12 protein-coding genes are annotated in these 13,409 nt (G+C 74.9%); 5 read left to right on the forward strand and 7 right to left on the reverse strand.

Annotated elements, in window-relative coordinates:
- Positions 1-16 precede the first annotated feature (16 nt).
- The 5 genes from speB to cofC all read right to left on the reverse strand — a co-directional run bounded on the left by speB (position 17) and on the right by cofC (position 7,187).
- A complete protein-coding gene (gene speB / locus VGH76_RS22805) occupies positions 17-955 on the reverse strand; it encodes an agmatinase (RefSeq protein ID WP_331559013.1) in 939 nt (312 codons plus the stop codon).
- 6 nt (positions 956-961) lie between these two features.
- Positions 962-2,890, reverse strand: coding sequence for a galactose oxidase-like domain-containing protein (locus VGH76_RS22810; protein ID WP_331559014.1), 1,929 nt, complete (start codon positions 2,888-2,890; stop codon positions 962-964).
- A gap of 131 nt (positions 2,891-3,021) precedes the next feature.
- Positions 3,022-3,984: an NUDIX hydrolase gene (locus VGH76_RS22815; RefSeq protein WP_331559015.1), complete on the reverse strand. Its 963-nt coding sequence runs from the start codon at positions 3,982-3,984 to the stop codon at positions 3,022-3,024.
- Between the two features lie 32 nt (positions 3,985-4,016).
- On the reverse strand, positions 4,017-6,359 hold the full coding sequence (locus VGH76_RS22820; RefSeq protein WP_331559016.1) for an RNA degradosome polyphosphate kinase: 2,343 nt from the start codon (positions 6,357-6,359) through the stop codon (positions 4,017-4,019).
- A gap of 63 nt (positions 6,360-6,422) precedes the next feature.
- On the reverse strand, positions 6,423-7,187 hold the full coding sequence (gene cofC / locus VGH76_RS22825; protein WP_331559017.1) for a 2-phospho-L-lactate guanylyltransferase: 765 nt from the start codon (positions 7,185-7,187) through the stop codon (positions 6,423-6,425).
- Between the two features lie 135 nt (positions 7,188-7,322).
- Here cofC and VGH76_RS22830 point away from each other — a divergent pair, with 135 nt between their 5' ends.
- The 3 genes from VGH76_RS22830 to VGH76_RS22840 all read left to right on the forward strand — a co-directional run bounded on the left by VGH76_RS22830 (position 7,323) and on the right by VGH76_RS22840 (position 9,684).
- Positions 7,323-8,129: a lysophospholipid acyltransferase family protein gene (locus VGH76_RS22830; protein WP_414637793.1), complete on the forward strand. Its 807-nt coding sequence runs from the start codon at positions 7,323-7,325 to the stop codon at positions 8,127-8,129.
- On the forward strand, positions 8,126-9,136 hold the full coding sequence (locus VGH76_RS22835) for an NAD(P)H-dependent glycerol-3-phosphate dehydrogenase (protein ID WP_331559018.1): 1,011 nt from the start codon (positions 8,126-8,128) through the stop codon (positions 9,134-9,136). Before VGH76_RS22830 ends, VGH76_RS22835 begins: the two co-directional genes overlap by 4 nt.
- Positions 9,137-9,210: 74 nt before the next feature.
- Positions 9,211-9,684, forward strand: coding sequence for an ATP-binding protein (locus VGH76_RS22840; RefSeq protein WP_331559019.1), 474 nt, complete (start codon positions 9,211-9,213; stop codon positions 9,682-9,684).
- 6 nt (positions 9,685-9,690) lie between these two features.
- Here the strand turns inward: VGH76_RS22840 and VGH76_RS22845 are convergent, their stop codons facing one another.
- Positions 9,691-10,353 carry a pyridoxamine 5'-phosphate oxidase family protein gene (locus VGH76_RS22845; RefSeq protein ID WP_331559020.1) on the reverse strand — a complete coding sequence of 221 codons (663 nt, stop codon included), beginning with the start codon at positions 10,351-10,353 and terminating at the stop codon, positions 9,691-9,693.
- Between the two features lie 72 nt (positions 10,354-10,425).
- On the opposite strand from VGH76_RS22845, the gene VGH76_RS22850 reads away from it, so the two are divergent.
- The gene (locus VGH76_RS22850) at positions 10,426-11,895 is read left to right on the forward strand and encodes a PLP-dependent aminotransferase family protein (RefSeq protein WP_331559021.1); all 1,470 of its coding nucleotides are present in this window, start codon (positions 10,426-10,428) and stop codon (positions 11,893-11,895) included.
- 11 nt (positions 11,896-11,906) lie between these two features.
- Positions 11,907-13,010: a D-alanine--D-alanine ligase family protein gene (locus VGH76_RS22855; protein ID WP_331559022.1), complete on the forward strand. Its 1,104-nt coding sequence runs from the start codon at positions 11,907-11,909 to the stop codon at positions 13,008-13,010.
- Between the two features lie 18 nt (positions 13,011-13,028).
- Here the strand turns inward: VGH76_RS22855 and VGH76_RS22860 are convergent.
- A partial coding sequence (locus tag VGH76_RS22860; protein WP_331559023.1) for a DUF3515 domain-containing protein occupies positions 13,029-13,409 on the reverse strand: 381 nt, incomplete at its 5' end.

Here is a 13,409-nt window from a genome sequence, read left to right on the forward strand (position 1 = left end):
ACTCTCCTCGCCCGGATCAGCCCCGGTTCGCCGCCAGCACGGCGAGCAGGTCGTAGACCACGTGGGCGGCGGCGATGCCGGTGATCTCGGCGTGGTCGTAGGCGGGGGAGACCTCGACGACGTCGATCCCGACGACGTCGAGGCCCTGCAACCCCCGCAGCGAGTGCAGCAGTTCCCGCGACGTCAGGCCGCCCGCCTCGGGGGTGCCGGTGCCGGGGGCCGCGGCGGGGTCGAGGACGTCGATGTCCACCGACACGTACACCGGGCCGCCCGCGAGCCGCCGGCGCATCCGCTCGACGGCGCGGGCGACGCCGTCGGTCTCGTAGTCGTCGGCACGGATCACCGCGAAGCCGAGCCGCGCGTCGTCGTCGAGGTCGCTCGACGAGTACAGCGGGCCGCGGATCCCGACGTGCATCGACCGCTCCTGGTCGATCAGCCCCTCCTCGCTCGCCCGGCGGAAGGGGGTGCCGTGCGTGTACGGGGCACCGAAGTAGGTGTCCCAGGTGTCCAGGTGGGCGTCGAAGTGCAGGACGGCGAGCGGGCCGTGCAACGCGGCGAGGGCCCGGAGGGCGGGCAGGGCGAGGGTGTGGTCGCCGCCCAGGCCGACGACCGTCGCCCCGTCCTGCGCCAGCTCGAGGATCCCGGCCCGGCACGTCGAGAGCGCCTCGGGGATGTCGAACGGGTTGAGGGCGAGGTCCCCGGCGTCGGCGACCTGCAGCGCCGCGAACGGCGACACCCCGACCGCCGGGTTATACGGCCGCAGCAGCCGGGACGACGCCCGGATGTGCGCCGGGCCGAACCGCGCTCCGGGCCGGTAGCTCACGCCCGCGTCGAACGGCAGCCCGACGATCGCCACGTCCGCCCGGGAGACCTCCCCGAGGCGGGGCAGGCGGGCGAACGTGGGCGGCCCCGCGAAGCGCGGGACCTGCTGCCCGTCGACGGGCCCGATGGTCACCGGGACCTACGGGACGTTGACGATCTTGGCCTCGCTCGGCACGCCCTTGTCGTCGACGAGGAAGAGCATGTACGGGCCGGGCGGGGCGATCGTGGGCTCCGGCGGCACCGTCACCGAGACGCCGTCGGGGGTCTTCTGCATCGGCAGCGCGACGTCGCGCATGTCGGTGGTGGTCACGTGCGTGGCCGTCGAGGTCCGGATGAGGCGGGCCTTCGCGATGTGCGCGGCGTCCGGGGTGGGGATGTCGACCGTCTGGCCCCGGTCCATCGTCGCGGGCGCCGAGGTGATCGTCGGGCGGGGGAGCCCCTTCTCCAGGTACGGCGGGGTGAAGATCTCGAGACGCTGCTCGAAGGTGCCCGGGATCGTGTTCTTCTCGTCGTCGAACAGCGGGTCCGAGCCGGCCACGAGGACGCGGCCGTCGGGCAGCAGCAGCGCCTCGGTGTGGTAGTCGCGCCCGATGTTCGGGTCGGCCATGGGCGTGAGCTGGTTCGTGGTCGGGTCCAGCGTGTACGCGAGGTGGTTGTTGGTCGCGCCCTTGCCCCGGTAGTCCAGCGACCCGTTGGTGATCAACGTGGTGTCATCGGGCATGTTCACCATGTTCGGGTACCGGGTGGGCTGCGCCAGGTTCGGGCCGGGCGTGAAGTGCGGCGCCGGGTCCTTCAGGTCCAGGAAGTCGATGCGCGCCGTGGAGATCGGGCTCTCGCCGACCCCGCCGCCGCCGACGACGGCGATCCGCTGGTCCTGCACCGGGCCCACGAACGCCGAGCCCGAGGTCTCCATCAGTTCCGGGTCACGCAGCCCGGGGATCGGGGTGAACAGGTTGGAGTCGATGTTCCAGAACCCCGGCACCCGGCCCTTGTCCGACGGCCCGTACCCGGCATTGGAACCGGTGTAGACCATCTGGTGCGGGGTCTCGGTCTCGAAGAGGGACGGGTAGGTCGGGAAGTACTGGTTGAGGTTGGGGCGGTCGACCCAGGTGTTCGCCCGCGGGTCGTACTCCTCGGTCTGGCCGTTGAGCACCTGCCCCACGCCGTCGAGGCCGGCGACCGTGAGCACGTTGCCGTCGGAGAGCGGCGTCAGCGTCGGGTACCAGCGGGGCTGGTTCATGTTCGGGACCTGCGACCACTGCTCGGTCTTCGGGTCGAACGTGTAGGCCTTGTCGGTGCCCTGGTAGTCCTGCTTGTCCAGGGTCATCGGCTCGCCGAGGCCGTAGAGGTTCTTCGCGTCGGCGGCGTCCAGGCCGGAGATCGAGTACTTGTCGCGGTTGCCGTTGACCGCCGCCGGCCCGGACTGCTCGGCCTCGACGAAGACCTTCTCCTCCGAGGCCGTGACCTTGGTCCGCGCGCCCGTACCGGTCTTCACCGCCGGCGCCACCGTCGCGTCGAAGTCGGAGCGGTACTTCTGGCCGGTCGGGGAGGTGAACTCGGTGCCCGCCGGCAGGAAGCGCGGGGCGGCCGGGTTCTCGTTCTTGATGCGCATCGCGCCGGCCGCGTTGGTGACGGCGCCGTCGAGCTTCTCGTAGCGCTGCGTACCACCGGCGAAGAGGATCCGGCCGTCGGGGAGGACCGTCTGGCCGCCGCAGAACATGTCGTCCGGCACCGGGATCATCTTCGACGATCCGGTGGCCGGGTCGTAGACCATGCTCTTGAGCGCCTTGGTGGCGAACATGTCCTCCTTGTTGCCGGACCCGGCGATGAGGAGGACCTTGCCGTCGTTCAACAGCGCGGCGTGGATGGAGTTGACCCGGTTGTCCGGCGGCACCTCGACGGTGTCCCAGTGGCCGTACTGCGCCTTGTAGGGAGCGCTGTTGATCAGCCGCTCGTGGCGCCATTCCTGGACGTAGTTCACGGCCGGGGGCACGTTGACCCCGAGCAGCACGGCGGCGGCGACGACGACGAGCGCGATCTGTCGGTAACGACGTGTCTTCGCGCGCAAGCCCACTCTCCACGGTCCGTCGGATGGCCGTGGTGCACGCTAACCGAGTCGGTCGGGGGCCTTGACGGCGGCCCCGTGACCGCACCGTGACACCACCGTGTCCCGCCGCGGTCGCTCCGGCGGCGCCGGTCCTAGACCGCCGGGTCGCGCACGTAGTCGGCCGCGACCAGGCGCAGCGTGCCATCCGATGCCGCGTGGAACGAGAGCGACCAGACGCTGCCCTTGCGCGAGGGCGGGTCGGCCAGGCGCCGGTTGCTGTGCACCTCGGGCCGGACGCCCCCGGAGGCGTCGGCGGCGAGGTCGCGCACCAGGAACGGGATGCCGTCGCCCTGCGCGCACACCGCCGAAGTGGGCCCGGCGGCGAGCTCGAGCAGGCGGGCCCGCGCCCGGGCCGGGTCGGCGAACACGGCCTCGTCGGCGAACACCGGCTCGTCGGTGATCCCGGCGCCGAGGCGGTGCGAGGCCGGCTCGAGGGTCTCCCGGCAGCGCACCTTCGGCGCCGTGTACAGCCGGCGGACCCCGAACGCGGTGAGCAGGTCGGCGATCCGCCGGGCCTGGTCGCGGCCCGCGTCGACGAGGGGCCGCGCGTCGTCGTCGGCCACCGTCCCGCGCTTGCCCGCCTTCGCGTGCCGGACCAGCAGCAGCGAGCACAGCGGGCGGGGGCCGCGGGAGAACGCGTCGAGGACGTCGCGGTCGGAGTCGTAGCTGAGCAGGCCCGCGGCCTCCGACGGGCTGCACCAGCGCAGCTCGTCGGTCTCGCCGTTGGGGGTGAAGCTGCCCTCGCCCGCGCGGGCCTCCCAGTAGTCGACGACCTTGCGGTCGGACCCCACCGGGTAGCGCACCGTCGCGAGGTGGCGCCCGAGGGCGGCGCCGAAGCCGGTCTCCTCGTTCACCTCGCGCACGGCCGTGCGGGCCCGGGACTCGCCCGGGTCGACCTTGCCCTTGGGCAGGCTCCAGTCCTGGTGGTGCGGCCGATGGACCAGGGCGACCTCGGCCTCCCCGTTGCTCCCGGGGCGCCAGAGCACCGCGCCGGCGGCGTGGATGCTGGGCGGCAGCTCCTCGTCGGCGTCGGCCGCGAAGCGGATCTCCGTCATCCCGGTCGAGCTCCGCTCCGCTGCGTCTCCGGTCACGCCTTGGCCTCGCGCCGCATCAGCAGCTGGACCTGGTGGTCGCAGACCTGCATCCCGTCGGCGTCCTCCCCGGCCGCCACCGGCCACGGCGTCCACGACCCGTCCGGCTCGAGGACCCAGCACCGCGTGGTCGGCGCCGTCGCGGAGTCGAGGATCCCGTCGAGCTGGGCGACCAGCCGCGGGTCCGTGACCGGCGCCAGCTCCTCGACCCGGCGATCGAGGTTGCGGTGCATCATGTCGGCGCTACCGATCCAGTGTTCGCCCGCCCCCACGAAGTGGAAGATCCGCGAGTGCTCGAGGAAGCGCCCGAGGATCGAGCGCACCCGGATGTTCTCCGAGAGGCCGGGCACCCCCGGGCGCAGCGCGCAGATGCCCCGGACGACGAGGTCGACCGGCACCCCGGCCTGGGAGGCGCGGTAGAGCGCGTCGATGACCTGCTCGTCGACGAGCCCGTTGACCTTGATCCGCACCCCGGAGGTCCAGCCGGACAGCGCCCGCTCCCGCTCGGTCTCGATGCGCTCGACCACCCCGCGCCGCACGCCGTAGGGCGCGACGAGCAGCCGGCGGTACTGATGGCGGCGGGCGTACCCGGTGAGGACGTTGAACAGGTCGGTGAGGTCCGCGCCGATCGTCTCGTCGGCGGTGAACACCCCGATGTCCTCGTAGAGCCGCGCGGTCTTCGGGTTGTAGTTCCCGGTGCCCAGGTGGCAGTAGCGCCGGATCGTCGCGCCCTCCTGACGCACCACCAGGGCGGCCTTCGCGTGGGTCTTCAGCCCGACGAGGCCGTAGACCACGTGGACCCCCGCGCGCTCCAGCGCCCGGGCCCAGTTGATGTTGGCGCGCTCGTCGAAGCGGGCCTTGATCTCGACGACCGCGACGACCTGCTTGCCGGCCTCGGCGGCATCGATCAGCGCCTCGACGATCGGCGAATCGCCCGAGGTCCGGTAGAGCGTCTGCTTGATCGCGAGGACCTTCGGGTCGGTCGCGGCCTGCTCGATGAAGCGGTGGACGCTCGTGGAGAACGAGTCGTAGGGGTGGTGGACCATCACGTCGCCCTCGCGCAGCGTGGCGAAGACGCTCTTCGGGGTCTCGCCCTCGCTGAACGCCGGGTGTGTGGCCGGCACGAACACCGGGTCCTTGAGCTCCGGGCGGTTGAGGCCGAGGAGCTCCATGAGCGCCGAGAGGTCGAGCAGGCCGGGCACCTGGACGACGTCGTGAGGGTCGACGTCGAGCTCGCGGAGCAGCAGCTCCAGCATGTGCTCGCTCATCTCGTCGGTGATCTCCAGGCGCACCGGCGGCCCGAAGCGGCGCCGCGCGAGCTCGCGCTCGAGGGCCTGCAGCAGGTCCTCGTCGCGGTCCTCCTCGACGTCGAGGTCGGCGTTGCGGGTCACCCGGAACACGTGGTGCTCCGCGACCTGCATGCCCTCGAAGAGCTTGTCGAGGTGCTCGGCGATGAGGTCCTCGATCGGCAGGAACCAGCAGCGCCGGTCCAGGTTCGTCGCGTCGGCGCCGTCGGTGGTCTCGCCATCTTCGTCGCCGCGCTCCGGACCGACCCGCACCAGCCGCGGCACGTTGTTGGGCACCTTCACCCGCGCGAAGTGCTCGATGCCGGTCTGCGGGTCGCGGACGGCGACGGCGAGGTTGAGCGACTGGTTGGAGATGTAGGGGAACGGGTGCGCCGGGTCGACCGCCAGCGGAGTGAGCACCGGGAACACCTGGGCCTCGAACCACGCGGAGAGCCGCTCGCGGGCCTCGGCGGAGACGCGGTCCCAGCCGATGACGTGGACGCCGGCCTCCTCGAGCGCGGGCCCGACGTCGGAGAGCCAGATCCGCGCGTGCTTCTCGGCGAGCTCCTGGTTGCGCGCGGAGATGCGCACGAGCTGCTCGCGCGGCGTGAGGCCGTCGGCGCTGCGCACCGAGAGCCCGGTCTCCTCACGACGCTTCAGGCCGGCGACGCGCACCATGTAGAACTCGTCGAGGTTGGAGGCGAAGATCGCGAGGAACTTCGCCCGTTCCAGCAGCGGCTGGCTGGGGTCCTCGGCCAGCGCCAGGACCCGGGCGTTGAACTCCAGCCAGGACAGCTCCCGGTTGAGGTAGCGGTCCTCGGGCAGGTCCGCCGAGCCGTCGCTCGCCGGGGTCGCCGCGGCCGGGGCGAGCGGCAGGCGACCCCGGACTTCCCCCCCGCGGGGCTCGCAGTCGTCGGTCGGCGGCGCGGGTGGCGGGGGGACGGACTCGGCGAGCCCACGGGCCCGGCCGGAGCCCTCACCACCCGACGTCGTCGCGACGGCGTCCTGCAGGGCGGTGTCGGCACCGGGTTGCGAGTCGCTCACACGGAGCATTGTCCCCAGCGACGACCGCCCGAGCGAGTGCGACGGCCGACCCGTCGAGCGGTGGCGGTGTGGTCAGCGGCACCCGGCGAGCGGCGCGGCCGGCACCGCGGCGTCGGGCCAGGCCCGGGTGGCGGGTCCGACCCCGAGGGTGCGGACCCGCTCCAGGTCGGCCGGGACGTCGACGTCGTGGCGCAGGCCCGGCCAGTCGCCGGACAGGGCCACGGCGCCCGCCGCCGCATGGGCGCCCGCCGAGTGCGGGCCGAAGCGGGGGCCGAAGGACGGCACGCCCTCCCCGGGCCGGGCGAGCACGAGCAGCGTCGTCCCCTCCCCGGTGTGGTCCGCCACGAACGCCGCGGGGGCGCCGTCGTCGAGGACCGCGTCGGCGCGGGCGAGCGCGGCGTCCAGCTCGGCCGGCCGCAGCGCCGGCAGGTCGCCGAGCAGGGCCGCGACCGGTGCCGGCGGGCCCTCGGTGCCCCGGACCAGCCGCTCGACGCCGGCGCGGACGGCCGCGTTGAGGCCCCCCGCCGGGTCCTCGACGACGACGGTGCGGGAGGCGCACCCCCTATCGGCGTGCCCGATTGCTCCGTCGGCGGCCTCGGGGCGCCCGGCGCGCACCAGCGCCGCGGCGCGGGGGTCGGCGGTGACGACGGCGACCCGGCGCACCGCCGAGGCGAGTACCGCGGCGAGCGTGTCGGCCGCGAGCGCCAGCGCGAGGTCGGCGTGCGCGGCCGAGGCCTCGGCGGGGCCGCGGCCGAGACCGGCCGAGGCGCCGACCAGCCGCGACTTCGCGCGCCGGAGCTCCTTGATGGGGACCACGAGGTCCACCGCGACGGGCATGATCCCCATCCTCCGCCCGCACGTGGCTCCGCGCGCACTCCCGTCGTTCTCCGAGTGTGGACGGACGATCACCGCCCGGGGGAGACTGCGGCCCGCGGAGCGGCGGGGGCGGCGAGGAGGACATCGACAGTGGCGATGGTGCGCGGACGGCGCGGCGACCCGGTGACGTCGATGCCCGACGAGGTCCGCCGCCGGCGCCGGGAGCCGGGCGGCCCGTGGGTCGCCCTCACCGCGCTGGTCTTCTACCCGATCACCTGGTGGGTCGCCCGGCGCCGGATGGTCGGCCTGGAGAATGTCCCGGCGCAGGGACCGGCGATGCTGGTGTGCAACCACGTCTCCTACCTCGACCCGGTCTACACGGCGGTCTTCGTGCACCGGGCCCGGCGGACCCCCCGGTTCCTGGCGAAGGACTCGCTGTGGAAGGTGCCCGTCTTAGGGCGGATCATGGCGGGCAGCCGTCAGATCCCGGTCTCCCGCGGGTCGCGGGACGCCGGCTCCAGCCTTGGCGCGGCGCACCACGCCTTCGACGACGGCGGGGTGGTCGTCATCTACCCCGAGGGCACCATCACCCGCGATCCCGCGGGCTGGCCGATGGAGGCCCGCTCGGGCGCCGCGCGGCTCGCCCTCACCTCTCACGTGCCGGTCATCCCGACGGTGCACTGGGGCACGCTGTCCGTCTACGACCACTACCGGAAGAAGATCCGACCCTCGCCGTTCGGCGCCACGATCACGGTGCGGGCCGGGACGCCGATCCAGCTGGACGACCTGCGGGCCCGCGTCGGGGAGAAGCCCCCGGGTGCCGCCCTGATGCGGGAGACGACCGACCGGATGATGTCCGCCGTGCGCACGCTGCTCGAGGAGGTCCGGGGCGAGTCGGCCCCGGCAGGGACGGGCCCGGGGGTCGACGAGACCGGCGACCGCGGCACGGGGGCCGGGCGATGAGCGCCACCGACGGCCGCTACGCCGTGCTCGGGGCGGGCTCGTGGGGTACCACGTTCGCCAAGGTGCTCGCCGACGCCGGCACCGACGTGTGCCTCTGGGCCCGGCGCCAGGAGGTCGCCGACGCCATCGACCGCGACCACGTCAACGAGGAGTACCTGCCCGACGTGCTGCTGCCCTCCCGGCTGCGGGCCACCCACGACGCCGAGGCCGCGCTCGACGGCGTCTCGACGGTCGTCCTCGCCATCCCCGCGCAGAAGCTGCGCTCCCACCTCGACGACTGGCGCGAGTCGCTGCCCGCCGACGCCACCGTCGTCAGCCTCGCCAAGGGCGTAGAGATGGGCACGCTCAAGCGGATGAGCGAGGTCGTGGCCGACGCCGGGGCCGTGGACCCCGCCCGGATCGCGGTGGTCAGCGGACCCAACCTCGCGGGCGAGATCGCCGCCGAGCAGCCGACGGCCACCGTCGTCGCCTGCTCCGACCACGACCGGGCGGTCGCGGTGCAGCACGCCTGCTCCACCGGCTACTTCAAGCCCTACACCAACGTCGACGTGATCGGGTGCGAGCTCGGCGGCGCCTGCAAGAACGTCATCGCGCTGGCCTGCGGGATGGCCTCGGGGATGGGCTACGGCGACAACACCACCGCCTCGCTGATCACCCGCGGGCTCGCCGAGATCTCCCGGCTCACCGTCGCCCTCGGCGGCCAGGCGCTCACCCTGGCCGGGCTCGCCGGCATGGGTGACCTCGTCGCGACCTGCTCGTCGCCGCTGTCGCGCAACCGGCGCTTCGGGGCCTCCCTCGGCCAGGGGATGTCGGTCGCCGAGGCCGAGAAGGTCAACCACGGCCAGGTCGCCGAGGGCGTGAAGTCCTGCGAGGCGATCGCGGAGCTGGCGCGCCGTCACGAGGTCGACACCCCGATCGTGGACGCCGTCCGCCGGGTGTGTGCCGGTGACGTCTCGGCGCGTGACGTCGGTGACGAGCTGATCAACCGGGAGCGGAAGCCGGAGTGACGTCGCTCGCCCCGCCGTGCACGAATGGTGAGGGGTGGGTTTCGTCCCGGCTCGGGCGAGGAAATCCGCGGTCCGTGGACGTGCTGCAGCGGATGGGACCCCCGGTGGTCGCTCCGGGGGCACCGGGCGGTGCGCGCGGCGCGCTCGTCCGCTGTGTCCCGGCGACCCGCGCCGACGCCTCCGCGGTCCGGCGGGACTTCCGGGACTGGCTCGCCGAGCTGGCCGACCCGGAGTCCGTGGACGACCTGACGCTCGCCGTCTACGAGGCCCTCGCCAACGTCGTCGACCACGCCTACGCCTCGGCCGTCGCCGGCGGGGAGATGCGGCTGTGGGCGGCGGTGTCGCCGCCGCTCGCCGGCGGCCGCGACCTCGTCGTCACGGTGTCCGACGACGGCTCCTGGCGCCGGGCGCAGCGGTCCGGGTGGCGCGGTCGCGGGCTGCCGCTGATGCACACCCTCGCCCACGCCTCGGTGATCTCCGGGGCCACGGGGACGACGGTGCAGCTGCGTCGCCGGGTCGCCCCGGCGCCGGCGCTCGTCCCCGCCTGAGCTCGCTCAGCGGGCCACCCTGGTCCGGTCGGCCCAGGCCCGGACGTGCTCCGGGACCGCCACGTCGTCCGGGAGCGCCGGGCAGGTCTCGGGTGTGCCGAGGACGGTGCCGATCGGCACCACCCCGGCCCAGCGCCGGTCGCCGGCCGGGACCTCTTCCGGGTCGCCGGGCGGACCCTGCCGCACCTTGACGCTGGCCTCGCACAGGTCGAGGGCCAGCACCGCGGTCGCGGCGGTCTCGCGGGGGTCGGGGCGGCGCGCGTGGTTCCACTGGCCCGGCGTCAGGTGCTCGACGACGGCCCACAGCGCGCGGAGGTGCTCCTCGGGGTCGCTCACCCGGCGGGCGCGGCCGCGAACGACGGCGCTGCGGTAGTTCGCCGAGTGGGAGAAGACGCTGCGGGCCAGCACGAGCCCGTCGAGCAGGGTGACGGTCAGGCAGACCTCGCGCTCGGTCGCGAGGCTCGCGGCGCCCGTCGAACCGTGCACGTAGACCACGTCGTCGACGCGGGCGTGCATCGTCGGGAGCACCAGCGGCGCGCCGTGGGCGTCGACGATCCCGAGGTGGCAGACGAGGGCCTCGTCGAGGACGGCGTGCAGCAGGGCCCGGTCGTCGGCCTGGCGCTCGCGCTTGCGGCGGAGCCGGGTGCGGGGGGTGGCTGAGAGGGTCACGGGTTCGATGGTGGCGCCCGGAGTGGCATGCTGCGAGGGCCACTTCCGCGCCGATCGGGGAGGCCACTCGTGGTGAGCGCGGTGTCCTCCGTCGTCGTGGGCCTCGACCGCGACGCGGGCGTACCGCTGGCGGTCCAGCTCGCCGGCGCGCTGCGCCGGGCCGCGCTCGACGGCCGGCTGCGCCCGGGGGACCGGGTCCCGGCCACGCGGGTGCTGGCCCGCGAGCTGGGCGTGAGCCGGACGGTGACCTCGGCGGCCTACGACCAGCTGGTGGCCGAGGGCTGGCTGGGCGCCCGCCACGGGTCGGGGACGGTGGTGACGGCGGCGCCCCCGTCGGGCCCCCGCGTCAACGATCGAGCTCCGCGGACACCCGACGTCAGGACGGAGCCGTCCTCACCTCCGCCGACCGACCTGCGCCCGGGCGCGCCGTGCCTCGAGGTGCTCGACACCGCGGCCTGGCGACGGGCCTGGCGCCGCGCCGGGGATCTCGCCCCGGCCGAGCGGCCCGAGCACGCGGGCTCGCCGGTCTACCGCGCGGCCGTCGCCGAGCACCTGCTGCGCCACCGCGGGATCCCCGCCGCCGCGGACGAGCTCCTCGCGACCGCCGGCACGACCGCCGGGCTCGCCGAGGTCCTCGGGGTCCTGCGCGCCGCGCGCGGCCGACCGCTGCGGGTGGGGATCGAGGACCCGGGCTACCGCCGGGCGGCCGGGGTCGCCCGGGCTGCGGGCGACGAGGTGGTCGGGCTGGCGGTCGACGCGGACGGGCTGGTCGTCGACGCCGTCCCGGCCGGGCTCGACGTCGTCGGCGTGAGCCCCGCGCACCAGTACCCCCTGGGCGGCCGCCTCCCGGTGGCCCGGCGCGGTGCGCTGGTGGAGCAGGCCCGCGCGGAGGGGTTCGTCGTGGTCGAGGACGACTACGACGGCGAGCTGCGCTACGACGTCGCGCCGCTGCCGGTGCTCGCCGCCCTCGCCCCCGACGTCGTCGTGCACCTCGGCACGGCCAGCAAGATCGCGACACCGACGCTCGGCGTGGGCTGGATGGTGGCCCCGCCGGCGCTGCGCGAGGAGGTGCTCGCCGTCCGGCGGGCGACCGGGACCCGGCCCGCGCCGGCGGGGCAGGCGGTGCTGGCCGCGTGGGCCGCCGACGGCGCGCTGGGCCGCCACCTCGCGCGGTTGCGCCGCGAGCTGGGCGCGCGGCGCGCGCTCGTCGTCGCCGCGGTCGCCCAGGCCGGGCACGGGGTGCTCGGGGACCGCGCGGGCGCGCACCTCGTGGTCCCGCTGGCCTGTCCGGCCGACGAGGCGACGGTGGTGGCGCGCGCCGCGGCGGCGGGCCTGTTGGTCGACGGGCTGGGCGAGCACCGTCTCGGGCCGGCGGGCGGGGCCCGGTCGGGTGTCGGCGGGGCGCCACCGCCGCCATACGGGGTCCTCGTCGGCTGGGCCGCCCCGACCCGCGCGGAGCTGGTCGAGGCCCTCGCGCGGTGGGCCGCCGTGCTCGGCGAGATCCCCGGCAGGGCGCGTGGCGACGACGTGGGGCCCGCGTAGGCTCCGCGCGCATGGGAGCACCCGCACGGCGCCCGACGCTGCTGGTCCTCTTCGGGGGCCGCTCGGGGGAGCACGCCGTGTCCTGCGTCTCGGCGGGCGGGATCCTCGACAACCTCGACCGCGAGCGCTTCGACGTCGTGCCCGTCGGGATCACGCGGGCCGGCGAGTGGCTGGCCGTCGGCGACGACACCACCCCGTGGCGGCTGCACGGGCGCGAGCTGCCCGAGGTCACCCCCGACGCCGGCGAGCCGGTGGCGCTGGTGGCCGACCCCACCCGCCGCGAGCTGATCAGCCTCGACGACGCCCGCCGCGGCGCGGTGCTCGCGACCGTCGACGCCGTGTTCCCCGTCCTGCACGGCCCCGCGGGGGAGGACGGCGAGGTGCAGGGCCTGCTGGAGACCGCGGGGCTGCCCTACGTGGGCGCCGGGGTCTGCGCGAGCGCCGCCTCGATGGACAAGGTGGTGACGAAGGCGCTGCTGCGCGACGCCGGGGTGGGCGTCGGCGACGCCGTCGCGCTCGACCGCGCCGCGACCGACCTCACCCCCGCGGAGCGCGACCGGCTCGGCCTGCCGGTCTTCGTCAAGCCGGCCCGCGCGGGCTCCTCGGTCGGGATCCGCCGGGTCACCGCCTGGGAGGACCTCCCGGCCGCGGTCGCGTTCGCCCGCGAGAGCGACCCGAAGGTCCTGGTGGAGGCCGCCGTCGTCGGCCGCGAGATCGAGTGCGGCGTGCTGCAGTTCCCCGACGGCCGGATCGAGGCCAGCGTGGCCGCAGAGATCCGGTTGCCGGGCGCGGACGACTGGTACGACTTCGACACCAAGTACCTCGACGACACCAGCGAGCTCGACGTGCCGGCGAAGCTCGACGACGCGGTCGCCGAGACCATCCGCGAGCAGGCCGTGCGGGTGTTCCGCACCATGGACTGCGCGGGCCTCGCCCGGGTCGACTTCTTCGTCGCCGACGACGGCCGCGTGCTGGTCAACGAGCTCAACACCATGCCGGGCTTCACCGCCACGTCGCTCTACCCGCGGATGTGGGCGACGACGGGCGTCGACTACCCGTCACTGCTCACCACGCTCGTCGAGACCGCGCTCGCCCACGGCACCGGTGTCCGGTGACCCCCGCGTGCCGGCCGGTCAGCGGGTGGGTACCGGGGCGGCCGGCGTCGCGTCCCGGCTCACCAGGGTGATCTTCACGCCGCGTGAGACGTCCTGGATGGCCCCGCTGCCGATGCCGTCGGGCAGCGTGAGCCCCACGAAGATCGCGCGGTCGGCCGTGACCCAGGTGGTCGCGCCCGCGCCGGGGATGCCCAGCCAGGCGACGCCGTCGACGTCGAGCAGCGGGCTCGTCGGACCCAGTTCGGGCGGGGCGGGGAGGCCGCAGCGCAGCACCACCGGCTGGTCCTCGGGCCGGCCGGTGGCCTCCTTCTCGCCGCCCCACGCCATGGTCCCCGCGGGTGCGGGCGCGGCCAGCGACCGCCGCGGCAGCAACCCGTCGCCGGTGTTGATGTCCAGCGG

It is taken from the genome of Actinomycetospora sp., assembly GCF_036497585.1.
GTDB lineage: Bacteria > Actinomycetota > Actinomycetes > Mycobacteriales > Pseudonocardiaceae > Actinomycetospora.